Annotated in this window: 15 protein-coding genes; all 15 read right to left on the reverse strand. The window is 59.0% G+C overall.

Annotation, left to right across the window (positions count from 1 at the left end; translation table 11 throughout):
• Positions 1-73: 73 nt before the first annotated feature.
• The 15 genes from ACSQ36_RS15765 to ACSQ36_RS15835 all read right to left on the reverse strand — a co-directional run bounded on the left by ACSQ36_RS15765 (position 74) and on the right by ACSQ36_RS15835 (position 24,526).
• A complete protein-coding gene (locus ACSQ36_RS15765; protein WP_436182599.1) occupies positions 74-715 on the reverse strand; it encodes a GNAT family N-acetyltransferase in 642 nt (213 codons plus the stop codon).
• A 20-nt stretch (positions 716-735) separates the two neighbouring features.
• Positions 736-2,082, reverse strand: a complete 1,347-nt coding sequence (locus tag ACSQ36_RS15770) for an aminotransferase class I/II-fold pyridoxal phosphate-dependent enzyme (protein ID WP_436182600.1) — start codon at positions 2,080-2,082, stop codon at positions 736-738.
• A 28-nt stretch (positions 2,083-2,110) separates the two neighbouring features.
• Positions 2,111-3,016, reverse strand: coding sequence for a UDP-3-O-acyl N-acetylglycosamine deacetylase (locus ACSQ36_RS15775; RefSeq protein WP_436182601.1), 906 nt, complete (start codon positions 3,014-3,016; stop codon positions 2,111-2,113).
• Positions 3,013-10,614: an SDR family NAD(P)-dependent oxidoreductase gene (locus ACSQ36_RS15780; RefSeq protein WP_436182602.1), complete on the reverse strand. Its 7,602-nt coding sequence runs from the start codon at positions 10,612-10,614 to the stop codon at positions 3,013-3,015. Before ACSQ36_RS15780 ends, ACSQ36_RS15775 begins: the two co-directional genes overlap by 4 nt.
• A gap of 50 nt (positions 10,615-10,664) precedes the next feature.
• On the reverse strand, positions 10,665-12,176 hold the full coding sequence (locus tag ACSQ36_RS15785) for an LTA synthase family protein (protein ID WP_436182603.1): 1,512 nt from the start codon (positions 12,174-12,176) through the stop codon (positions 10,665-10,667).
• Positions 12,177-12,180: 4 nt separating this feature from the next.
• Entirely contained in the window at positions 12,181-12,966 is a 786-nt protein-coding gene (locus ACSQ36_RS15790) for an SDR family NAD(P)-dependent oxidoreductase (RefSeq protein WP_436182604.1), read from the reverse strand.
• Positions 12,959-14,224 (reverse strand): capsule biosynthesis protein, encoded by a 1,266-nt coding sequence (locus tag ACSQ36_RS15795; RefSeq protein ID WP_436183199.1) that lies wholly within the window; start codon positions 14,222-14,224, stop codon positions 12,959-12,961. The genes ACSQ36_RS15790 and ACSQ36_RS15795 overlap by 8 nt, the downstream gene beginning before the upstream one ends.
• 1,223 nt (positions 14,225-15,447) lie before the next feature.
• A complete protein-coding gene (locus ACSQ36_RS15800) occupies positions 15,448-16,653 on the reverse strand; it encodes a capsule biosynthesis protein (RefSeq protein ID WP_436182605.1) in 1,206 nt (401 codons plus the stop codon).
• A gap of 134 nt (positions 16,654-16,787) precedes the next feature.
• Complete coding sequence (locus ACSQ36_RS15805) at positions 16,788-17,837, reverse strand: hypothetical protein (protein ID WP_436182606.1); 1,050 nt, start codon at positions 17,835-17,837, stop codon at positions 16,788-16,790.
• Positions 17,838-17,874: 37 nt separating this feature from the next.
• Positions 17,875-19,230, reverse strand: a complete 1,356-nt coding sequence (locus ACSQ36_RS15810) for a glycosyltransferase family 4 protein (RefSeq protein ID WP_436182607.1) — start codon at positions 19,228-19,230, stop codon at positions 17,875-17,877.
• 84 nt (positions 19,231-19,314) lie between these two features.
• The gene (locus ACSQ36_RS15815; protein ID WP_436182608.1) at positions 19,315-20,727 is read right to left on the reverse strand and encodes a polysaccharide pyruvyl transferase family protein; all 1,413 of its coding nucleotides are present in this window, start codon (positions 20,725-20,727) and stop codon (positions 19,315-19,317) included.
• Positions 20,728-20,777: 50 nt separating this feature from the next.
• On the reverse strand, positions 20,778-21,881 hold the full coding sequence (locus tag ACSQ36_RS15820; protein ID WP_436182609.1) for a hypothetical protein: 1,104 nt from the start codon (positions 21,879-21,881) through the stop codon (positions 20,778-20,780).
• 29 nt (positions 21,882-21,910) lie between these two features.
• On the reverse strand, positions 21,911-22,558 hold the full coding sequence (locus ACSQ36_RS15825; RefSeq protein WP_436182610.1) for an ABC transporter ATP-binding protein: 648 nt from the start codon (positions 22,556-22,558) through the stop codon (positions 21,911-21,913).
• Positions 22,555-23,334, reverse strand: coding sequence for an ABC transporter permease (locus ACSQ36_RS15830; RefSeq protein ID WP_436182611.1), 780 nt, complete (start codon positions 23,332-23,334; stop codon positions 22,555-22,557). The genes ACSQ36_RS15825 and ACSQ36_RS15830 overlap by 4 nt, the downstream gene beginning before the upstream one ends.
• Positions 23,335-23,365: 31 nt before the next feature.
• The gene (locus ACSQ36_RS15835) at positions 23,366-24,526 is read right to left on the reverse strand and encodes a polysaccharide biosynthesis/export family protein (RefSeq protein ID WP_436183200.1); all 1,161 of its coding nucleotides are present in this window, start codon (positions 24,524-24,526) and stop codon (positions 23,366-23,368) included.
• Between the last annotated feature and the right edge of the window lie 80 nt (positions 24,527-24,606).

The following is a 24,606-nucleotide window of genomic DNA, read 5'->3' on the forward strand; positions in this document are numbered from 1 at the left end:
TCCGTTTGCACGCTGACCATGATTTTACGTTCGTTTATCCGTGCGCCTGGTTGTCACTACTGGCCCGCGCCATTCACTTCTGCTGAAAGCGCATTCTCACCGATTCCAGCTCGGCGGGCAGACCGCGCGCCGGCGGGCGCTTGCGTGCCAGCGCAACAAACCCCAGCCGCCGATACAACTGCGCCGCCCGCTCGTTGCTTACCAGAACATCGAGCACGAGCCGTTCGCTCCGAGGGACGAACGACGGCACGGTCAGCGTCTGCGCGTCGTTCAGCAAAGCGCTGAATACGCCGCGGTTGCGGGCAGCTTCACGGGTGGCGCAATGCGCAAGCAGTGTTTCACCGCGACGCGGTGGCGGCAATTCACTTTCGAGGATCAGTCCGCGCCGGAGCACGGCGACCGTGCGCCACAAGCCGAAGGATCGCAAGGTCATCCATGCGAACCAGAGATTGTCCGAAAGCGTCGAGCGGCTGCCATGCGCCGCGAGTACGCCGACGACCTCTCCTCCCTCCATCGATACCCAATGCCGCCGCCACGAGAACCGTCCATGCGTGGACGCGAACGCGCTCTGCAGGAAAGCGATGCAGTGCTCCGGCGGCACGCCGAACAGGAAGCCGAACTCCAGCCTGCCCGAGGCGAAGACGAGCGGCGCAGCCTGGTGTGCATCGTCAGGACCGGCAGGACGGCCGCCGGTGTGGAAGCTTTGAGCTGCCATGGACGCGTCCGATGCGGGCGTCATCGCGCGAGCTTTCGCAGCACGGCTACCGTCTGCGAAATCTGTTCGGGCTCATGCGTCGAGCAGATAAAGAACCGCAGCCGCGCCGCGCGCTCTTCCACGGCCGGATAGAAAATCGGCTGGGCGTTGATGCCTTCTTCGAACAGCGCATTGGCCCATTGCGCCGCCTTCAGCGAACTGCCGGTGATCACGGGTACGACCGCAAAGCCCGCGCTCATGCCGGTGTCCAGGCCCGCACTGCGCGCTTCATCGAGGAACTGGTGACCGCGCTCCCGCAACAGCTTGACGCGCCACGGCTCGGCGATCAATCGTTCCAGCGCCGCCAGCGAAGCGGCCGCGAGCGTAGGCGCCAAGCCCACGCTATAGAGGAATCCGGGCGCCAGATGCCGCAGGATATCCACCAGCGCCTGCGAGCCCGCGATAAATCCGCCGCATCCTGCCAGCGTCTTGCTGAGCGTGCCCATCCAGATATCGACGTCCCCGCTCGGCACGCCGCAATACTCGCGGATGCCCTTGCCCGTCTCGCCGATCACACCCAGCGAATGCGCTTCGTCGACCATGAGAAAGGCGGCATGGCGCCGCTTCACTTCCACGAAGCGCGCGAGATCGGGGATGTCGCCATCCATGCTGTACAACCCTTCCACCACGATCAACACGCGCCGGAATTCATGGCGCACGCGTGTCAGCAGATCATCGAGCGCGCGCCAGTCGTTGTGCGGGAAGTTCAGGCGTTTCGCGCCGCTCAGTTGCGCGCCTTGCAGGATGCTGTTGTGCGCGAGCGAGTCATGGACGACCAGGTCACCCTGACCAAACAGCGAGCCGATGACCGTCACGTTGGTTGCGTGGCCGCTGACGAAAACCAGCGCGTCGTCGGCGTCATAGAAACGCGCCATCGCGTGTTCCAGTTCGCCGTGCACGGTGCGTTCGCCCGCGACCATCCGGCTCGCCGATGCCGACGTTCCGTATTGATCGATCGCGGCCTTGGCGCGCGCGTTCACCTGCGCATCGCCGGCCAGCCCGAGGTAGTTGTAGTTCGCGAAGTTCAGATACTGCTTGCCGGTGATCTGCGTCGTCGCCCCTGCGGTGCCCTCATGCACGCGGAAGAATGGCGACGTCACGCGCAGCTTGTCGCCCATTTCACGCAGCAGCTTCACCTGCGTGTAACCGGGCATGGTCTCGAAACTGCATAACGCGTCGCGCGTCGAGCCGGACGCGCTGCCGGGCGCCTGCGCAAGTTCCTGCGCGAGCGAACGCGCCGGAGCCTGAGCTTGCTGTGACACACGTTCGAGTTGTCGCTGCAATGCCTTTGCAGCGAGCTGCTGGCGAAAATTTCCGGTCAAATCCATGAGGTGTTTTTTCCTGTGTGGCGTGCGCTCAGGCGGGGAATTCGGTCCATTCCCATGCATCTCGATCGGCAAGCAGTGCGGCGAGCAGCCGATAGTTCATCTCGTGGCTGGGCCGCACCGCCGTCACGCGTCCAAGCAGCGGCGCACCCGCGAGCGCGAGGTCGCCGACCAGGTCGAGCACCCGATGCCGCACGAATTCGTCCGGCAAGCGCATCCCGCCGATCACCTTGCTGCCCACGATCGCCGCAGTCGAACTGAGCCGTGCGCCGCGCAGGATCGGCACGCCGCGCACATAGCCCGCAACAATGGCGAGCGCCGCCCACTTCACGCGGCCATACGATCGCGACGGGGCGATTTCGGCCGCGAAACTGGCGGGTGTGATGCCGCCATCCCAATGCAGGTTGCCGAACCCCTTGAGATCGTTGCGAACGCTCATTTCGTATCGGTCTGAAGGCTCGATGCTCATGCTGCGAACATTCTTGCTGCCTGCACCGTCCTCCACGCTGACCCGGCGCAACACGCGAATGAAGCGCTTGCGGGCAGACAGGGAACGCCGGCCGCAGCAGGTGATGGCTTCAATCCAGGGTTGAGCGCTGCCATCGAGAATGGGCACTTCTTCAGCGTCGAGTTCCACCGTCGCGTGATCGATTTCGCACGTCAGCAACGAAGCCAGTAAATGCTCCACCGTACGCACGCGGATGCCACCGCCCGTTTCGAGCGTCGTGCAGAGCGGCTGCGCGAGACGTATCGAAGGGCTCGCCGGCAACTCGGCAAGCACCCGGCCACTGCCCATCCGCCGAAAAATGATGCCGCCCGCCTCGCTGGGAACAACGCGCACATTCACGCGGCGTCCCGTGTGAAGCCCACGGCCGCTCAGTTCAAGGTTGCGGGCGAGCGTGCCCTGGTCGCCGTGCCAGCCGGCCGGGGCGCTCAATGCGTTCCCCCGGTGGTATCGGCGAGTGCGGCCTCTGAAACCGATTCCAATTCAGCTTCTGTATCGGGTTCCGCCAGCGCCCGGGTCTCGTCTTCAATACCGTGACGTGCAGCCAGTACCGACGCCTCGTCCGGTGCATCCAGCGACGTGCCTTCTGCGTCGCCGGTCATGACGGAATCCACGATACGCCGCGCCAGCGATACCACGGTCGCGCCTTCGGCCAGCGCCATCACCGAGAACTTCACGCCGAACGATTCCTCGACCGCCATGCCGAGCTCCATACCCATGAGCGAGTCCATGCCCATGTCGGCGAGCGACCGGTCCTTGCCAATCTTTTCCGGCGACATATGCAGGATCCGCGCGATCTGCAATTGCAGCGTTTCTTCGGCGAACCACAGCGCGTCCGTACGGGACAACGCGCGAATATGCGCGCCACATTCGCGCGTGACTTCCGCCGCGCCGCGCGTGTGCAGCTCGGAGTAGCGTTGCGCGTCGGCAGCCGGCATGCCGCGCGCGACGACATTCCAGTCGAGCCGCAGCACCGCTTCGCCGGAGCGGCCATCGAGCAGCGCTTGCTCCAGCGCAGCCAGTGCCTCCACCGACGTGATCGACAAACCGCCAATTCGCGCCTGCAACGCCTCGCGTGTTTCTTCATTGCGCGCGAGGAAACCGACGTCATCGACAGGACCCCACGCCATCACCGTGCCCGCGAGTCCGGCTGCGCGACGCTGTCCGACCAGCGCTTCGAGGAACGTATTCGCGGCCACATAGCTGCCCTGCCCCGGATTGCCGAGGAACGTGGTCGCCGACGAATACACGACAAACGCATCGAGCGTGCAAGTCCGCGTCGCGCGATGCAGATTCCATGCACCTGCGACCTTCGGCGCGAGCACGGCGTTGAAGCGGGCGTCGTCGAGATTACGGATCAGGCCATCGTCGACAAGCATGGCCGAATGCACGACGCCCTTCAGCGGCAAACCGCGTGCATCGATGTCGCGAATCAGCGTGTGAACAGCTTCGCTGTCCGTGATATCGCACGCGGCTACGTGAACCTCCACGCCCTCCCAGGTCTTGACTTCGTCGGCGAGGGCCGGCGCCAGTACACCACGGCGGCTTGCCAGCGTGATATGCCGCGCGCCGCGTTCGACCATCCAGCGCGCCGTCGAAAAGCCCAGCCCGCCGGTCCCGCCCACGACCAGATACGCCGCAGAATCATTGAGCCGCAATGCGTCCGGCGTAACCGTCGCGTGCGCGGGCGCGGGCGTGCCGCCCGAATACGTGACCAGCACCTTGCCGATCTGACGCGCCTGCTGCATGTGCCGGAACGCGTCTTCCACGCGCTCGGCAGGGAACGCGCGATAAGGCAGCGGATGCAGCACGCCATCGGCGAAGAGCTTCATCACGTCGGCGAACAGGCGCGCGGTGAGTTCGGGTAATACGGTCATCAGTTGGTCGGCATCGATACCGAAGTAGCTGATGTTGTTGCGGAACGGACGCAAGCCGATACGGCTGTTCTCGTAGAAATCGCGCTTGCCGAGTTCGAGGAAACGTCCGAACGGCCGCAAGGTATCGATGCTTCGTACCATGGCTTCGCCCGCCAGCGAATTCAACACGATATCCACGCCCGCACCGCCGGTGCGCTCGCGGATTTCATCGGCGAACAGCAGGCTGCGTGAATCGAGAACATGGTCGGCGCCCAGCAGCCGCACGAACTCGCGTTTCTCGCGGCTGCCTGCTGTCGCGAACACTTCCGCGCCGAAGTGACGCGCGAGCTGGATTGCCGCGATGCCCACGCCGCCCGCGCCGCCGTGAATCAGCACACGCTCGCCGGGACGCAGCCGCGCGAGTTCGCACAGCGCGTACCAGGCGGTAAAGAACGTGGTGGGAATGGTCGCGGCTTCCTCGAAGGTCATCTGCGCCGGCTTGTGGGCGATGGCCACGACCCGCGTACGCACCCGCGATGCAAACGATGCCGGTGCAAAACCGAGCACGGCATCGCCGGGACGAAAGCCCGTGATGTCGCGTCCCACGCGCACGATTCTTCCCGACAACTCCATGCCGATAGTCGCGCCCGCGAAGCCATTTTCCACGGCTTCGTCGGAGAGCAGGCCCATCGCGTACATGACGTCGCGAAAGTTCAGGCCGGTGGCGACGGGTTCGATCTCGACCTCGTCGGCCGCCAGTTCGCGATCGGGCAGCGGGAACCATTCGAGGTTACGAAGCGACCCCGGCGTGCCGAAGCCCAACACGGCTTCGACGCGCGCGCGCCCGGCAGAAACCAGGACCGGCTGACGCAATGCGGCGGTGGCGGCAGGCAGCATGCGCGGCACGTGACGGCCCGAAGGCGTCAGCAGCACTTCCTCTTCAGCATCGGCGGCAAGCAGTTCGCCGACGAGACTCGCCGCCGGGTTCGCGCATGCCGGATGCACATCGACGAGACGGCACGAAAGTTCAGGATGCTCATTGGCGATCACGCGGCCGAGACCCCACAACGTGGCCTGTTCAGGATGCAATGCGGCGGCGTCCGTCTGCTGCGATACGGACTCCGGCCCCACGATCAGCGGCGCACCGCCACGCGTGACAATCCAGAGCTTCGGCACGGGCACACCCGGATTGCGCGTGAGATCGCGTACCAGCCGCGCAAGCGCAAGCGAAAGATCGCGCTGCGATGACAAGACATCTTCACCGGCCAGGTCCGGCGCAATGAACATGACGTTCTCAGCGCCGAGCGTGGACGCCGCGGACAGCACGACGCAGCTCACATCCTGCCCTTCGGTATCGAGTTCGGCAGCAATGGCGGTATGCAACGCGCTCGAAGCACCGGTCGTCAACAACGCCCAGGAATGCTTAGACCGGCTGTCCTGTGCAGGCGTGTTTTCCGGTGCGGATGGTTGCCGCGCGACCACGAGCGTCGGCGCGCCTTCCAGGTCGAGGCCCTGCTCGACGTGCCGGAAAACATCGTCGAAACCGGCCTCCTGCAACAGGCGCGCGATTTCGGCGGCGGACAGCCAAGTCCGCTTTGCAGACTCGCTGGCATCGAGATTAAAGACGATGTCGGAGAAACGGCTGCGGCGCGCTTCGGTGATGATGACCAGCGCGCCCGGCGAAAGCCAGCCGCGCATTGCGTCAACGAATGCGCGCGGATTCGATTGCGCCGCGAGCGCGTGACTTGCAACCAGCACGTCGTAGTGATTCGCCGCGCCGCTGCCGAGCTTCTGCCGTGCGCCGCGCTCCAGCGTGACTGTATGCACGGCGGGGTACGCGGCTGTGTCGAAGGTACTCAGTTGTTCATCGGTTCCGGCGATCGTGCAGTCCACGCGCGACAACGGCAAATGCATGCCCAGCGGCTGCAACACATCGCTTTCCGGCGAATCGATTTCGAGCAGGCGCAAACGGCGCGGCTGCTTCCATGAATCGATGGCGGCGTTCACGCAATCGCCCACCAGTTGATTCACGAACGACCAAGTCGGCGAGCCTTCAAAGAAATGCTCGACCAGGCTGCTGCGTGCGGCCGGCAAAATCTCAACGCCAGACTTCTCGCCGCGCAATACCGGCGCGAGCGCGCTGCCGCAATGCGCGAGCAACGTCAATTCCGCGACGTGTGACGGCGACTGCGCAAGCAGCTCACGCCAGAGTGCATCGGTGGGCGGCAGGCTCTCGCAGGCGGCTTCGTCGCGAATCAGGCGACCGCTCGCGTCCCAGCTTGCGAGCCCGTCCTCAACAAGCATGTCCACCAGCCGCGCAAGCAGCGCCGGATGGGCGCACGGCGGCAGCGTGGACTGATTGAACACATCGAGCGCTTCGAGCGCGTGCAAGGCGTATGCGCTCGCGAGCACGTCGAGCAACGGCAGCACTTCGGTGAGATGCGTCGTGCGGCGCGCATCGTCTTCGGTGGACGCCGCGCCTCGTGCCGACAACGCGTTCGCAACCAGTCCAGCCGAGGCCGGAAGCGTACGCGCGTGCGCGTCGCCGGACAGTGGTTTTGCGTCGAGCACGTAGGCGAAGCGTGCAGGCGCGCTCGGACGGCGCGCGTTCAAATCCACGCGACGGAACCGGCACGCGCTTAGCCGCGCGACGATGACATCGTGTTCATCGGCGAATTCAAACGATGCCACCAGCGAATGCGGACTGCGGCGCTCGACCCGTGCGAGCACATACTTGACGGCCTCACCGCCGAGGAAGTCGATCCGTCCGAGTTGCACCGGCACATACGCGGCGTGATCGGCAACGCCTTCTTCGACACCCGCCGCCAGCAACGCGAACAGCGGATGAAAACCACTGTCCATCAACGCCGGATGGAACGTGTACAGATCCGGCTTGCGGCCGGGAACGGCACACGCCGATGGCATCGCGACTTCGGCGAGCGCGAGGTTATCGTCGGCAATGCGAACCGTTTGAACCCACTGGAATGCCGGACCGTAGGCAAGACCGATGTTCGTGGCTTGTTCGTACAGCGTCGCGCCGTCGAGCGCCGGCAGCGTCATCAGCCGCTCAAGTTCGGCATGCGGCACCACGGCTGGCGCGCTCATGTCGGGACCGCCTGACAGCAGACGTCCCGTCACATTCAACGTCCACGCCGCGTCACTCATGCGGTCGCGCGTTTCGATCGTGAACGCGGCAGTGCGCGGATCGACGCTCAGGCGCAAGAGCTTTGAATGCTGTGCGCGGAACACCACCGGCACGCGAATCTCGACGTTCTCGACCGCGCAGGTTTCCGTGCCGAAAAACACGCGCGCGGCCGCCAGCGCCATCTCCACATACCCCGCGCCCGGGAACGCGATATTGCCGTCCACCACGTGATCGGCCAGCATCGGCAGCCGTTCCGGATCGATATCGTTTTCCCATGCGAGCGCCTGATCGCGCAGCCGATACCCCAGCAGCGGATGCTCGCGATGCCGGTTCACCAGGTCATACGCTTCCGCAGTCGGGCCTTGCCAGAAGTGCTCGTGCTGCCACGGATAACCCGGCAACGCGATGCGTGCCGGCGCACGATCCGTGGGTGCAAAGCGATCCAGATCCGCACGCGCGCCGTTGGCGAGCGCCGCGTACAGCGCGTGCTCCAACATCTGTGCGCTGTCGTGATTGCGCTTTAACGTGGACAGCGCGCGCACCGGCAATTCCAGGTCGTCGCAGGTCTGCTTCACGTAGTGACGCAGGATGGAATGCGGGCCGACTTCGAGAAAAATCCGCACGCCCGCGCGGGCGAGATGCGCGATGGCATCGCCGAAATGCACCGGTTCGCGAATGTTGCGCCACCAGTAGTCGGCATCGAGCTGATCGCCCGGAAAGTCCGCGCCCGTCACCGTCGAGATGAACCGGCGCACCGATTCCTGCGGCGCCAAGTCTGCGAGGCCGTCGAGCACCGCGCCTTGAATCCGGTCCATGTGCGAGCTGTGGAACGCGTAGTCCAGGTCGAGCATCTGGAAGAACGTGCGGCTATCGCGCAGCGTTTCTTCAATTTTTTGCAGGCTTTCGAGCGAACCGGCCAGCGTGACGGCTTGCGGACTGTTTATGCCGGCAATTTCCACCGATGCCGCAAGCCCCAGTTCCGCGATGCGCGTGCGCATCGCGATCTCGCTCATGCCTACCGCCGCCATGCGTCCGAGGCCCCGTGTCAGCGCCTGAGCCTGGCTTCTGACCTTGATGACCCGCACCGCCTGCGCCAGCGTCAGGGCGCCCGAGGCCCACGCCGCGCCGATCTCGCCCACGCTATGGCCGAGACACGCGTCGTACAGAACGCCGCGCGCTTCGATCACCCGCACAATGCCCACCTGGATTGCGAATAACAGCGGTTGCGCGTTTTCCGTTGCGTCGAGCCACGCGGCCGTTGCGCCCGCGCGCAATACGTCGAGCAGCGATGCGCTGCCGTCGGCGCGCCAGTGTGCATCGACTTCTTCCAGCGCAGCGCGGAACAGCGGCTCTTCGTCGACCAGACGCTTGCCCATGTCCACCCACTGCGCGCCGTTTCCGGAGAACACGAGCGCGAGACGGTCGTCGTCGCCGGGGCTGGTGCCGCGGACCAGCGCGTTGGCGTCGCCGGTTGGGTCCTCGCCTTTACTCAGGCTTTCGAGCAACGCACGCGCTTCAACTGCGTTCGACGGCGCAATGATCGCGCGTTCGCTCAGCCACTGGCGCCCGCGCGCCGAGCTCACCGCCAGCGTATTCCAGGGCGTGCCCGCGTCCAGCATGGCGACGTAGCGCGCGGCGATGGCAGCCAGCGCTTCCGGTGCGCGCGCCGTCACGCAAAGCGGCAATAAGGAAATGTCTTTTACGATCTCCGTTTGAACGTCACGGGCCGGCGTGCGTAGCGGCGCTTCGCGCAGCACCACGTGCGCATTCGTCCCGCCGAAGCCGAACGAGTTCACGCCCATCACGAGCGGCTCGCTGCTGTGGAGCGGCGTAAGCCGGTCCACGACCTTCAAACCGCCGCCTTCGAAGTCGATGCGCGGATTCGGCGTCTTGAAGTGCAGTGACTCGGGCACCGCGCGGTGCTTCAGGCTCAGGATGGTCTTGAACAAACCCGCCATGCCGGATGCCGTCTCGAGGTGGCCGACGTTCGTCTTCACCGACCCGATCAGCAACGGCTTGTCAGCCGTCCGCCCAACCGATGCCGCTTCGACCAGCGCCCGCGCTTCAATGGGGTCTCCCACCGCCGTGCCCGTGCCGTGTGCCTCCAGATAGGCGAGTTCGCTCGGATCGATACCCGCGCGCTGGTACACGCTCTTCAGCAGCGCCGCTTGCGCAGCCGACGTTGGAACGCTGATTCCACCGCGCGAATGGCCATCGGAATTGACGCCCGAGCCCGCGATCACCGCGTGGATCGTATCGCCGTCGGCGAGGGCTTTATCCAATGGCTTGAGCAGCACGAATGCGCCGCCTTCGGCGCGCACGTAGCCGTCGCCGGAGGCATCGAATGCGCGGCAACGGCCTGTCGGCGACAACATCGACGCCTTCGAGAAGCCGATGAACGCCGACGGATGCGTCAACACGTTCACGCCGCCGGCAAGCGCCATGTCGGCATCGCCTGCTTGCAATGACTGGCACGCCTGATGGAGCGCGACCAGTGACGACGAGCAGGCGGTATCGATCGACATGCTCGGGCCCCGCAGGTCGAATACATACGACACGCGATTCGATGCAATGCTCAACGTGGTGCCTGTCGCCGTGTAGGCATCGATACCGCTCACGTCGTCCATGCCGCGATGGCCGTAATCCGTATTCGCCACGCCCACATAGACGGCGCAGTTGCGCCCTGCCATCCCGCGCGGGGGCAGACTCGCGTCTTCAAAGGTCTCCCACGCGAGTTCCAGCAGCAGGCGCTGCTGCGGGTCCATCTGCGTGGCTTCGCGACGGGAAATGCCGAAGAAAGCGGCGTCGAATCCCGCGACGTTTTCGAGCACGCCGGCCGCGAACGTGTAGCTCTTGCCCGGCTCGCGTTTTGACGGGTGCTGGTAGAACTCGGTGCCGAAGCGATCAGGCGGGATTTGCGTAACCGCGTCGCGGCCGGTGGACAGCAACTGCCAGAAGTCGTCGGGAGTGGTCACGCCGCCCGGAAAACGGCAGGCCATTCCTATTATTGCGATTGGTTTGGTCATCATTATTTTTCGATCCCGGCAAGACTGGGATCGCTCTCATCTTCATCTATTAGTTAGCGCATCGATACAGCGCCATGCTTCGCTTCGATCAGCTTGACGAGAGTCAGTCCAAGTCGTGCGGCGCTCATTGGCTTGTTGGTTCGTCGCTCCGTGCGCGTGCCATGGCTGCACCAAATGAAGTAATCGCTTGTGTGTTGAGGTTTGTTCAGTGAATTGAAAATCTTGGGCAGTGCCGGCACGTGATCACCGTAAAAGCACACGATGGATTCGCGCGGCCGCTGCGCGAGTGCGCGCATAAGGGCGCCGATCATAACGTCTGCGTTGGAAAGATGCCGAAGGTAGGCCGTCAGATCGTGCCAGCGCGGATCCTCGCCTTCGCCGTGATACTGCGCAGCCTCTCCCGGTCCTACGTGCTCAAGATGTAGCGGACCGTGATTTTCCATGGTCATCGCCATCACGAATGCCGGCTGGTCCCCGGCCGCTTCGAGCGCTTCGAGAATGGCATCCGCCACCGCTGAGTCCGCAACATGCGGACCGGCGCGCGGCGCCGTTGCGAATGCGCTGATGTCGGTGAAGCTATCGAAATGCATGAGCGGGAAGACACGCGCCCGGCCGAAGAAATCGGCGAAATACGGGTGAATGGCGCGCGTCACGTAACCCGCCCGCTTGAACCAGGCGGCAATCGTCGTGCACCGGGTCCGAACAAACGCATACGGATAAAAACGTGCGTAGCCAAGGCTGGTTTCAGGTAAGCCCGTCAGCACGGCGAACTCCGTGCGCATGGTGTTCGCGCCCCACGCCGGGACGGTCAGTTCGCCGTATTGCTCGGACTCGCGGCAGGCTGCGTCGAAGTGTTTCAGCAGCGACGGTTCGATCGAACTGCCCAACCGGCGCGCATCAAAGAAGGATTCGCTCTGGATCACGATCACGTCTGGGCGAGCAACTGGCGCCGCCGTGCGGGCGAATGGGCCGCTCGCGAGCGCGGCGTGTAGTTGGCGCGCAGTCGCGGGACGCAAGCCATTCGACAAGTAGGCAATGAAGGTTGAAAAGAACCCGTAGCGCCGCTGGTCGTTGTCCAGCAGCAAGGACAAGTCGAGCCGCGACGACAAACGCACGATCGCTGCGAGACTCGCCAGTACGACAAGCGCCAGCGAGGCATGCGGAAGCCGTGGCAGCTTCGGCCCGAAGATAAACGCAGCGACAAAAAGCGCTGCGCCTGTTGCTATAACGACCACCTTGCCAGCGCTCAGGAACGGCAGATACAAACGTGGGTGGCGAAACAGCTGGCTAAAAAGGCTGAGATCCGTGAATACAAACGGTTCATGTAGCGATTCATGCTTGGCGTTGCTCACGATAGCCGGCAACGCGACCAGCGAGGCCGTCACGAGCGCGGCGAACGCGGGGCGGCCGCTCACCCACAGGACTATCGAAAACAGCAGTGCGAGTGCAGCCACGCCGAGACCGATGGCCCGCCATGAGCGCTTGAACGACGCCCGCGGCAACGCCACGGCTTCCGCCATGCACGAGCCGATCATCGAGACGAGAAACCAGAGCGTGACCGTCACGTCATCAACGCTCCTCGCGTGGCAGGTAGGACATTGAGGCGAGAATGCCATCCGCGAGGCGGGCCGGAAGAAACCGGAGGAAGACCATTCCCCAGGCCAGCAGGCCGGGAAACGCAATCTCCCGCCGATTTGCGCGCAGTCCGCGACGAATAAAGCGAGCCGCTTTTTCGGCCGTCCAGAGAAAGGGTTTATTTCCCGGGAACATATCGCTCATTGCCGTCTTGACGAATCCGGGCAACACGATTGACAGCGCGATACCATCGCGTGCCAGCAGCGGCCGCACCGATTCCCCATATGCTTTTAGCGCCGATTTGCTTGCGCAATAGGCCGGGGAAATTGCCATGCCGTGCAGTGCCGCCAGCGAACTGACGACGGCGATCTGCCCGCGCTTGCGTACACGCATGCGTTCTACGACTGGCAGCACCGCGTGCATTGCGCCGAAGAAGTTGGTTTCCATCACCGCGTTTGTAAGCGCGAGGTCTTCCCAATCCGCTGCCGAAGCCAGCGTGCTCGCTATCCCTGCATTGGCGATCAACAAGTCGATGGAATGGGTATTGTCGAAATGATCCAGCCAGGTTTGCATGGCGTTGGCGTTGCGGACATCAAGCGCTGCTGTCACTACCTGCGCGCCGGCGTTGCGGCATTGCTGCGCGCAGTCCTCAAGGCGCGTGATGTCACGACCGACCAGGCCCAGCACGATGCCTGGCGCCGCGTAGGCGCGCGCGAGCGCTGCGCCGAGGCCCGCGCTTGCACCCGTCACAACAATGTGGCGCGGCACGCCCTCAGCCATACAGACGCTCGCGCTCCGGCACAAGCACGCTTGCATGCTCGCGATCAACTTCACGCCCGACACTTGACGCTTCGAGTCGCTGCACGGCGCCCGCTGTTGCCATGGCAATACCGGTTTTTGTGTAGAAGTCGCCGTTGATCTGGGTGTGATGAATCACATAGTCGAGGAACGCGTAGTACAGGGCCATGTCGGGGCCTTCTGCGTGGCGCCAGAAGTCGTCGATGCTGCCCTGCCACGCCATGCCGGCCATGTCATAGATTGCGGTGCCGAGCGCGATCAGCGGTCTGCGATGGTGGACCGCGGAAAGTCCCACCGTGCTGTTCACGACTACCACGCCTTTTGCGTGATCGAGCAAAGTGGGCAGATGGCCGGCTTCGATGTACATCAGGCGGTCTTGCATGCCGAGTGTACGCGCGAGGTCGTGAGAGAAGCGCCGATAGTCGACGATGCCAGTGTCTAAAGGATGGTTCTTGATGACGAGCAGCGCGTCGCTTGGTGCGTGGATGGCGAACGAGCGCATTACTTTTTCGATTGCTTCACGCACCGAATTGAACGGCGAATGCTCGATGATTTGCGAGTCCGAGTTCAGTTGCAGCGGGAAGACGTAATACGTGCGCTTTGTGCCGAGAACCATTGCGGTGGCTTTTGCAGCGCCCCGCTCATGCGCTTTCTTCCGGGAGAAACGCCGGGCCAGACCCAAATACTCTTTAATCCCATTATGTGGGCGATGACTCTCATAATTCGGAAACCGCGACGCATAAAGTGTATTGGCGGCCCGATAACGGATATCGTGCCAAGCGCGTTCATAAAGATTATAGCCAGTCGAATGACACGGCGGCGGCGGTGTGTGGCTACGTCGATCCAGATACCACGCCGGATCGCGCGGTAGTTTTGAACGACCATTGACACCGTATTTTTCGAGAGTTAACCAATGCGGACGGACATAGCCCTCTTCGAATACGTGGACATTCACGCCGTATTGCTCAGCGATTGGATGGATAGGACGATGGATTGAGCGGCAATCTCCAAACAAAAATATATCGGTAAATTTACCTGCTTTTAAGATTTCGTCATACCAAAGCGGTAAACGTGACGGATGTTCGAGGTAATCGCAGCCGGAATTTCTATCACCATAAAGAACGTCGCCGCCGCAGTAGTTTATGCGTAGCACAGAATGGCCCCGCGAGACCAGCGTGCCGGTAAGTCGATTGAAAAACGGTGACGCAGTGCCCTGTAAGGCGAGAAACGAACGCGTCATGGGAATGAAAATGTTGTCAGGGTGAACGCGGCTCTGCGGCAAAAGCGGCATTGCTAATCGAGTAATAATTGCAGAAATAATTACATCTTAACGTATTTGTAAGGTGGAAGAATACATGGAAAAGTTCAATATGTAACTATAATTATGGCATTATATTTCATTTTGTATACAACTTTATTGCAATTTTCGCGAGAGGGAGCGCGACCATGCGCTTGATTGCGTGAACGACCCTCTATTAATTCGTTGATTTTAATGAACTTTTTCAGGAACTCGATAGTTCGAACGACAATTTCATATTATTCGAGCACAGTGAAGTCGCTAACCCCCAGCGCACGGCGCGCTGCGTATATCTCTATATGGAAATATTTTCCGATCAAATTGATTGGAAAATATTTCCGGTTCCAACGTGTGCTGTAAGCTTTCGATGTGCGTGAGAACTACTCGACCCACCTCGCATGCAACGTCGCAGGCATCCGCTTCCAATGGTGAAAGCGTCCTTTCGCGAGGCCCTTTCTTACGGTGGGTGGAGGGCAACATGCGCTGGGCTTGCGCGCCGGAGGGGCTCGCTGCCAACGAATACGGCGCAGTCTGGGGGGACGAATCAGACGTTGCCGTCTTCCTCGCGAGCCTGTCTTCGGCATGGAAGGAAGGCGAAGCACGTCCAACACACCGAAAGCCACCATAGGCTAAGCATTGGTGGAGAAGTCGGGCGGATCCGTTCGCCGACGCGTAGCCGCTAATCGAAGGATGGCTGATTGCAGTGCCCTCTGTGCCGGCCAACGTATTGATGGATCGGTTGGCCGCGATGTTTCCGGAAGCGTATGCAAAGTCAGGCAAAACTGCGAACGTTACAACGCCGAGTCAAAGCATGGCGCGTCGAGCGCGTGAAAGGACTGAGCTTGGGCGGCCTACGTAAGCCGATAGCCATGCCGGTTGAAGCGTGATCTGCGAAAAAGTAAACGCTGACGGGGCCGGGCGCTCTGCGCCTGGAAGACCATGAAAGAGAGGAAGAAAACGACAACAATTCGTCGAGCAACATTCTCCCGTGAGGCAACACGACCGGACGTCCTGCTTGACAGTATCCAGCGCGGCAAGCCGCAGCTGATGCGTGGATTCTTTGCTCGTCGTGGCCGATCAGGCCGAGGATGACCCTGGGCACCGCATAGGCCAACGCGAGCGCTCGGCCGAGGCCGACCCTCGCGCCGGTGATGACGATGCGGGCGTTATCCACGTTCGCTTTCCAGACGGGGCACGGCCCCCGCTATCGCCATGACTATGCCAGTGCGGGTGTACAAATCACCATTAATTTGCGTGTGATGCACGACGTAGTCTAGGAAAGCTTGATACAGGGCAGTGTCCGGTTGCTCAGCATGCAGCCAGAAGTCGTCTAGCTCCCCCTGCCAGGTCAGTCCGGGCAAGCTGTATATCGCTGTGCCAAGCGCAATGACGGGACGGGAATGGTGTAACGCAGACAAACCCACAGTACTGTTCACGACCACCGCACCACGAGCATTCTCCAGCAATGTCGGCAGGTGACCGGCGTCGATGAAACGCAAACGGTCCTTGATATCCAGATCGACAGCAATTTGCTCCGCATGACGGCGATAGTCGATAGGCCCCATGTCGAGAGGATGGTTCCTGATGACGAACTCAGTATCCGCTGGCGCAAAACGGGCAAACGAATGAAGAATCTTTTCGATTGCATCCCGCACACTGTCAAAAGGCGAATGAACGACGATCTGAGCATCTGAATTGAGCTGCAAGGGGAAGATGTAATAGCCACCCTTTGCCGCCAGCACGCTGCGGGTCACGTGTTCGGCATTTCGATCATGCGGGCGTTTTCGTAGTGCTCGCGCCGCGAGACCGCCATATTCCCAGACGCCGTTGGTTGGTTGGTGACTGCGGTAGTGCGGGAAGCGCTTTGCATATAGCAGATTGGCAGTCCGGTATCGAATATCGTGAAACACGCGTTCGTAAAGGTTGTAACCGGTAGGACTGGCCGCTGGAATATGAGGCGTCCTCTTGCGCTGCTCGAGATACCACGCCGGATCACGTGACAATTGCGAGCGACCGTTCACCCCATGCCTCTCGAGCGTGAGCCAGTAAGGCCGGACATAACCTTCCTCGAAGACATGAACACGCAAGCCGAACGCCCGTGAAAGGGGATGCATATGGCGATGAATCTCGCGACAATCGCCAAACATGATCACGTCGGTGAAATTTCCCGATTTCAATAGTTGCGTGTACCACGCAGGCAAATCGGCCGAGGCGCCTGAATAGTTCCATGCATTGAGGCTTCCTCCGTACAACAGATCGCCACCGCAAAAATTGACTCGCCGCACGACGTGTCCGCGCTTAAGCAAAGCAGCAGCAAGTTGGCCAAAAATTGGCGAGCCCGGACCTTGAAGGATCAAATAGGAGCGATGCATTAGGCTAACGAGTATCCACTAAATGTTCTAAACGAGAGCCTCTTGCCGGCAGAGATGCAGACCAGGAGGCTGTTCGTATTGTCCGATTTTGCCGCGCGCCCATCTGTCGGCAAATCGGGGAACTGATGGGTTGGCTACTGATGAATCATGTTGCCGACCGGCGTGTTGCGTAATAGATCGCTGATCCAGAAATCCGTCAGTTTGCTTGCGTTGGCGCCTGCAGGTTGAACGTTTGTCCATTCGCGACAATCGACCATGACCCAGCTTCCGCTTGCATAAGGCGGACCATTACGTATATCGCAACGGCCTGACTTTGCGAGGCGGTCTGCACGACCACGGTTCTCCGATTGATGGGCACTGCCGACTGCGAGGTTTTGCCAGCGTTCCCATCGAGTCCATCCCAGTTCGCGCGTGAAGTACATTCGCTCCATTGAGCCCGCCGCTTCTGGCTTTGCGCCGGAAAAATGATCCGTGACGATGGTCAGCAAAGGCGCCGTCAGGTTATGAGCGAGGTCACGCCTGAAGCGCATCTCGCGCATGGACCACTCGGTGGCAGACGCGTCGAGGCGGCTCGGACAGGACTTTGGGTCCAACGACTGTCGCAAGTGGGATACGGCGGAACCATGTCTGGCCGCGAAGACGCTCCTATCAAACAGGAGCCAGCTGTCGTCCAGTGAGCGCAACGTGGCGGGCTCCTTGCAGTGTGGGCCGAAGAAAAATTTCAGCCCCTTGCTGTCCTGCGTCAGAATCACAGAGGCCTGATCCTCGGTCACTGCGGCAAGTTGACCGCCTTCGCCTTCGTCAAAACGACCGAATGCACGGGGTGGCGTTCCGAAATCGAATTCACTGGCTATCAGCACCCGATTCCCCGCCGCGACCGGGAAAGAATCGGTGCGCTCCAAGCCCGCCGGCTCCGAATTCCTGCTTGCGTCATTAGCCCAATCGTGCCGGACATAGGGCAGCGTCTCACCCGCCTTCAGGTCGCGATGGCTGACACACTGGCCGTCAGCAGCAAGAGGACTCGTGCCCGCGATGATGTTGCCGTTTGCGTCGACACATACGTCCTGGATAAGAAAATCCGACGCCGCAGCCCGGAAATCCTGTTCCGCGTGAGCGGCAAGCGTCGTCGATAAACTCGCAGTCGCAATGAAACACGAAAACAGCAACTTCGATAAAGGATTCATCGGAACCCGCCTTGCTTGTCTCAAGGTAAAGACTTGTTCACGCACGTTGTAGTCTTGCCAGGATGCCCTTCTCAGATTCCAGGCGTTTATACAATTCATCCAGACGTGCCGCATACGCGCCAGTCGAAAACACCGCCGCGCGCGCTACTCCCTTTCGCGAAAGCTCTTCACGTAAGATCTGATTCGTGTCGAGCGCGCGGATTCCTTCTGCGATCGCCCTCGGGTCGTATGGATCGACGAGCAACGCTGCATCGCCGCAAACCTCCGGCATCGAACCGCCGGTTGAACTCAGCACCGGCGTTCCCAATTGCATGGCTTCCAGAGCAGGCAACCCGAACCCCTCGTAAAGCGAAGGAAACATCACGGCTTTCGCGCCGCGAATCAGACTAACTAATAGCGGAAACGATGCATAGTCAATTCGATGAATACGCCGCCTTGTCACCATCAATTTGTCGACTTGCTCCAGATAACTGATTACATCTTCGTTCAGGAGCTTCAATTCCTGCTCGGATTTCCAGCCGAGCTTCCCGACGATCACAAGAGGAATGTCGACTCCGCTGCCAAGGAAACCCTCGATAAGGCGCGCAACGTTCTTCTTCGGCTCAATTGCCCCGAAAAACAACATGTAACCTTTATATTTCAGGTTGAAGGTACCCTCGACCTCCTGCTTAACGAGGTCGACAGGCTTATTAGCATACTTTGCGGGAATATCAACTGCCTGATAGGTATTCGTTACCCGCTCCTCGGGTATTCCAAGAATATTGACAATATCGCGCTTCGACGTCTCCGAGACGGTAACAATATGGTCGGCTCTTGACGCCAGAGCCTTCATGAGCTTGAAATAACGGCGTTTGACGTCCAGTGTCGTGTACGGTAGCCGCAACGGCACAAGGTCATGAATTGTATAGATGTTTCTTGCGCCCTGTAACTTCAGCGGCAATGGATACGTCCAGTGCGCGATCTGCGGTTTGGACGGCATCTTGACCGTGAAAAATTTACCGGCAAGATCAAACAATTTGTATGAGCGAGCGAATACATGCGGGATATTCCACAGCGCATCTGCACGTGGCAAGCGCGATTTGTACGCGTCCTTGATGACCGTATCCGTGAATGGAATCTGCGTAGCGGTCGCACTCATCAATGGCACAGACCCGAGCATGCGCAGTTCATAAATGAAGCGGTCCCGCAGATTCGGCCGACCGACGTTCGGATCGAAGAAGGCGATTTCCCTCATCAACTCGTTACGAGGCGAGCGACGCGTACCGTACAAAACATCAACGTCTGAACCCAACTCCTTAAGGGTGAAGCTCAGATTTCTCGAATATGTCGATATTCCGGTTCCCTCCTCCAAAGCAAGGTTATAGCCGTCAATCATTACTCTGGCTTTATGCATCGAAGTTCCTCTGTGATACGTCAAAAACGGCCCGGACGGAGCTGGAAATCGTAGTCATTTGGTAGAAATTTCTTTTATCGGTATTCAAGCGCCATCTAGAATGCTCGCCAGCTCCGCGCGCATCATCTGGGTCATCGCAACGCAATGAGCGACTTCCGCGAGATCAGGAGGTCCCGCTTTTCGCAGTTTTTCAGTCAGCGTGTTCAAGTCGAATGACTCCAGCGCCTGGCAGTGCGCTTCGATTGAGCGAAGATACGACGAAATTAGCTTCCCGGTTTTCCCTGTGTCGCTGTACACGGAGACGACCGCTTTTCCGAAAATTACGCCGAGAATCAAAGCATGGAATCGCGAGGTAATGACGATCCCTGCACTGGCATAAAGGCGCGCAGTAGCAGAGAGACCGTAATAAGCCGATTCCACCAGGCTAAGTCTTTCATTTTCAGCAAGCCATTCGAACAGAATCCGATCGTCTTCCGAATGAAGGATGAGTAGCACGTCATAGCCCTGCTCCTTGAGGGTCGCGATGATCTGCTGAGACACCGCTTTAAGTTCATAACCCTGCTTGGCCAGCCGGCTTTCAAGAACTGACGAGATACTGAAAAGTGCAAGCGGCTTTTCCGTTGCAAATGGCTGGCCTACTCGACGCAGTTCGTCCGCCATATAAAACGCCATATCAGCGCCCGCAAACGTACGCTCGAGTTTCTCGTCAAAGGAGGTCAAATCGAGTTTATCGCGAGGATCTCGAACGGAAAGAAAACTAGCGCTTGCAAGATGTTGCGAGTACACACGCTTTCCAATTTCCGTTTTGATGCCCTGCACCCCAACTCCCAGGACGACCGACGGCTTGCCCTGACGCGTTGCTTCCTGGATTGGATACAGGTAGTTGGCACAGTTAACAATGTCACTGTCGTAGAACAGTCCCCCGCCACCGACGGCGATCAGGTCGGCCGCACATATGGCGTCATAAGACACCGACGGCCCGACCAACTTGACCTCACCCACACCGACGTCTTCGAGCATTTTTTTCGCCGCAAACGAGACGAGATCGTCACCGATATTGCCGACACCGTACGCCGATATGAGAACAGCCGATCGCACGGATCGGTTTTGCTTGCGGACAAACGATTCGGTCCGCATATAATCCCTCACGGGAGGCACATGCTGCAGGAACGCTGACGATTCGGTATCCCCTGCGCCCGGCAAACCGGGTACGATAAGACTTCGGCGTTCGTAGCAGACGTAGACTTCATCCGCATAGACGGGCCGAAACTGAAACGACACGGCCGCCAATGCCTGAAAGCCGAGACGGTGCATCGCCCCCTTATGAACGACGACAAGCTCGCACGACGGAAGGTCAGTATCCGTCAGCGCAATGTACGGAATAATTTTCTTCTTGTTTTTTGATACGAGCTGGTACATCTCGTCCGGCACGACAATCGTCTGGCAGTCTGACGAAAATACAAAGCGCACCATATTCTGAAAAATTGAGTCAGACATTTTCTATAGAAATCTACGGGGTTCCATTTTCCGAACAGCGTTAAATGACATTACGCTGCGTGCTCTTTGATGCCGGTAAAGATCAGCCAACCTATTCCGAAGAAAGTATTCAGAACGACAAATACGGTCAAAATCATAATAATCCGCTTGGGGAACTCGGCCTCCTGCGGCAAATTAGGTTGAACCACTTGTATTAGAAATAGGTGATGCTTTGCAGCTTCGAGGCGAGCAGCCTGGAGTGACGTTAAGGCTGAGGTCAGGTTTGCCTCGGCAAACTGCGTGCGCACCTGAAGTTGCTCATATCCCGACAGCGTGTTCGCAAGACTATCCTTAGGCTGGGTCATTGATTGCCGCTGGATGTCGATTTGCCCCCTCAATGATGCGATTTGCTCCTGTAATTGAAGAACCTTTGGACTGTCCCTGTCCAGATAACGCGACGCTGCCTGTAAATCGATTTTTGCCTGAGCCAATTGCTGCTCGAGACCTGCCACGAGATCGCTCATTGAACTCGAAGTTCGTTCTGGATCAATAATCGCCTTATTCGCCCTGAACATCGCCATTTTCTGTTTCTGCTGGACCAGCGCCGCCTCAGCTTTCACGACGTCGTCCTGCGCCACGCTCAAGGCGTCACGCTCCGCTCGCTGACTAAATTGCTGAACCAATTGATCCGCGCCTTTGAGCATACAGACGGCGACAGCGCGCGCCTCTTCTGCGGAAAAAGCCCGAACTTTGATCACCCCAAGCCCGCTATTTATGTCGACATAAGCATCAATCATCGGAAAATTTTTAAAAAGATATTTTTTCACCCTTTCATCACTTGCATTCGAATCTAAACGGGCAAACACATCCAGACGCGGACGATTGTATATCTCCGCGATATTGAATGACTCTTTCAAAAGTCGAACGACGTCGTAAGATTGCAGGTAATCGACTACCGACAGCGTTACCTGCTCAGAAATCGTTGGCGCAGCGCCGACGAGCGAAGCCGACGATGCCCCGTCAGAATTCGAACCAGATTTAATGAAAAACCGAGCCTCTGTTTCATATTGATTGGACGCAATCAATATGCAGTAGAGTGCCACGAGCACAGTTGGAAGCACGACGATCAAGAAATATTTCTTTCTTCTGCTTATAAATTTAATCAACAAATTCATTAATCTAGCGATCCCGAAACATTAAATAATTATTCTGCCTCGTGAAGAGCCAGCGCATCCTCGATATCGTTACAAATTGATACCTGTCCGTTTTTGAGCAGGATGCCTTTTTTACAGTACATCTTCAAAATATCCGCACTGTGCGAAACCATGATCAGAGAGCCCACTGCACTTCTCTCCTCCAACGCAATCCTGCATCTTTCTTTGAACCGAGCGTCACCCACCGCCGCCACTTCGTCGACCACGAGACAATCGAATCTGATAGCAAGAGAAATGCCAAACGCCAATCTTGCGCGCATTCCGCTTGAGTACGTTTTGATGGGCATATAAAAATAAGTGCCCAACTCTGAAAAATCCTGCACGTAATCTATCGCTTCATTAACATCGATGCCATATATTCGCGCGATAAACCTGACATTATCCGCCCCGGTAAGACTCCCCTGGAATCCCGTACCGAAGCCTAATGGCCATGACACCGACATCGAACGGGATATTTTCCCAGACGTGGGATACTCGACTCCGGTAATCAAACGGAGAAGCGTAGACTTACCTGCGCCATTGTTGCCGAGAATACCGACCGTGTCGCCCTGATGTACCTCAAAAGACACTCCATCGAGGACGACCTTTTTGCCAGCTCGCGTATGGTGGACTTTTGTTACGTTCTCAACCCTGATCATTCAAGCACCACCCACGTTCTCGCTACTCGAAGCCCTGTCAGTCCCAAAAGTGTGAGCATCACGCACCAAACGATGACATATACCGGTTGCGTATATAAACTTTCGAAATTTGGAAACAAGCCCTCGCGAATGATTTCCTGAATTTGCGCGAGAGGAACCCAGACAATAATCGACCGAAACACTGCGGGGATCGTCTCGAAACTGGTGAATGCTCCGCTTACGGGCAATGCAAGATAGGTCAGTGGGTGAACAATCCGCTCAACAACAGGAAAGCGAACGCATAAAGCCAGCACAATCATTGAAATAGCAGTGACGAACCACAAATTCAGAGCCCATCCCATTAGGAAAGTAAGGGGCTTGGCGGGCAACACGCCAATTCCAGCATACGCACAAATGCCCAGCAGAAAAAACCCTGAGGTGAGAAGTGCTGCCGCTTCCAAAAGCGCACGCGCCAATATAAGGTCGACGAGCGTCACCTGACGATGGAACAATAGGGTCCCATTCGCCTCGACTGTTGTACCGGCACGGTTCACCAGGCTTCGAAACAACATGTAGCCTGTATAACCGGCAATATAGAACGGAGCCGGCTGCATGCCTGGAGGCAAACGTATGCCCAACAAATGGTGCACAGACGTTACGCCAATCGTCAAAAGCGAAGGTTCCACGAAAATCCAAAGATAGCCGATGTTGTCGCGGCCGAAGCGGGTGTGCATTTCGCGAATAATGAGCGCAGCGATAGTCCGCGCCTGTATAGCCAGCCCTTTCGCAAAACTCATACGTCACCCCGCGCGCGGCAATCCGTCAACATTATTGGAAAGCCCGTACTGAGTTGACGATTGGAAACGCTGCAGTAAAAATCAAGTTCATAAATTTCTGCAACTCGGCGACCGGCGCATTGGAGACATAAAGAATGTCGCGGTTCTGCATCTGAAACTCTTGCGCGGCGAACAAGCTTTCCGGATTGCGAAGGTTCAACCGATAAACCACTGGCACCAGATCATCAAACCCGACCTCCGTGGAACTGCCGGCGATTGCATGGGCATTTTCAAACCTGAAGATAAAAACTCCCTGCGCGTCAGCCCGGTTATCAATAGCCCCTCCGCTTCGCGCCAGCGCCTGGGCAAGACTGATGCCCTGCGCCTCGAAATTAACTTCGTCGTTCTTACCCGTCGCACCGAGCACGGTGAAACTGAGAGGCTGGAACACAGCGGTCACCACATCGCCGGGAACCAGCACGATATTCTGCGCGGGATCACGAATGATTGACTGCAGCGGCATGGAATGAACCTGCCCCCTGCGTGTCAATTGAATCGTCGTTTTGTCGACCGGTTGAGTTGTGCCGCCAGCATCCGCCAGCGCGTCAAGCAGGTGCTCCCCGCTTGGAGATAACGGCATCCTCACCGTGCTCTTCACGTCGCCAATAACGGTGACGTATGCCGATGAGTTGTGGGTCAATCTAGCGATGACTTGCGGATGATTCGCGCGTCCGGTGAGTTTGCGAACGATATCTGCCTGCAGCTCAGTTATTGTTCTGCCCGCGGCCTGGACCGGGCCGACAAACGGCACTACCACATCGCCACTCCTGTCCACGATTTGCTCTGGGAGAACCGTCGTACGGGACGATGTGCTTACCGTGGATATATCGCCAAAGAGCGCCGCAGGCGCAGCCTCCCAAATCGTAACCTCGAGAGCGTCCCCGGGGCCAATCTTGAGGCGATCTAATGATCGAGCAGGAAACTCTTCAGAGAATCTGGGCAAAACCCTTTTTGAACGCGTGAAGCCCCCATTTGCGCCGTCGATATCGACCACCTTGATTCGATCCATAGAAGACTTGGTCGCTGAGCCTCGGTCCACGATTGCTTGAGCAGAAGGACCTGAAGTCGGCACATAAGCGCACGCGGATAACGTAGCAACGATAGCCATCGCAACGACTTTAAAAACTAGGCTGCCCGAATTTTGCAATCTCATGTTGAACATCTCTTGCGCAGCATACAAAAATCCCATCGCCACTCGCCATACGGCAAATTAGCTCGAACAACAGCGAGATG

This window comes from Caballeronia sp. LjRoot34 (genome assembly GCF_964253815.1).
In the GTDB taxonomy this organism is placed as follows: Bacteria; Pseudomonadota; Gammaproteobacteria; order Burkholderiales; family Burkholderiaceae; genus Caballeronia.

What these genes read in the sequence shown, in the direction of transcription:
- ACSQ36_RS15815 (WP_436182608.1), bottom strand. Translation starts at nt 20,727, where the DNA reads ATGTCTGACTCAATTTTTCAGAATATGGTGCGCTTTGTATTTTCGTCA.
- ACSQ36_RS15820 (WP_436182609.1), bottom strand. Translation starts at nt 21,881, where the DNA reads ATGAATTTGTTGATTAAATTTATAAGCAGAAGAAAGAAATATTTCTTG.
- ACSQ36_RS15825 (WP_436182610.1), bottom strand. Translation starts at nt 22,558, where the DNA reads ATGATCAGGGTTGAGAACGTAACAAAAGTCCACCATACGCGAGCTGGC.
- ACSQ36_RS15805 (WP_436182606.1), bottom strand. Translation starts at nt 17,837, where the DNA reads ATGAATCCTTTATCGAAGTTGCTGTTTTCGTGTTTCATTGCGACTGCG.
- ACSQ36_RS15800 (WP_436182605.1), bottom strand. Translation starts at nt 16,653, where the DNA reads ATGCATCGCTCCTATTTGATCCTTCAAGGTCCGGGCTCGCCAATTTTT.
- ACSQ36_RS15835 (WP_436183200.1), bottom strand. Translation starts at nt 24,526, where the DNA reads ATGAGATTGCAAAATTCGGGCAGCCTAGTTTTTAAAGTCGTTGCGATG.
- ACSQ36_RS15770 (WP_436182600.1), bottom strand. Translation starts at nt 2,082, where the DNA reads ATGGATTTGACCGGAAATTTTCGCCAGCAGCTCGCTGCAAAGGCATTG.
- ACSQ36_RS15830 (WP_436182611.1), bottom strand. Translation starts at nt 23,334, where the DNA reads ATGAGTTTTGCGAAAGGGCTGGCTATACAGGCGCGGACTATCGCTGCG.
- ACSQ36_RS15780 (WP_436182602.1), bottom strand. Translation starts at nt 10,614, where the DNA reads ATGATGACCAAACCAATCGCAATAATAGGAATGGCCTGCCGTTTTCCG.
- ACSQ36_RS15765 (WP_436182599.1), bottom strand. Translation starts at nt 715, where the DNA reads ATGGCAGCTCAAAGCTTCCACACCGGCGGCCGTCCTGCCGGTCCTGAC.
- ACSQ36_RS15795 (WP_436183199.1), bottom strand. Translation starts at nt 14,224, where the DNA reads ATGACGCGTTCGTTTCTCGCCTTACAGGGCACTGCGTCACCGTTTTTC.
- ACSQ36_RS15790 (WP_436182604.1), bottom strand. Translation starts at nt 12,966, where the DNA reads ATGGCTGAGGGCGTGCCGCGCCACATTGTTGTGACGGGTGCAAGCGCG.
- ACSQ36_RS15810 (WP_436182607.1), bottom strand. Translation starts at nt 19,230, where the DNA reads ATGCATAAAGCCAGAGTAATGATTGACGGCTATAACCTTGCTTTGGAG.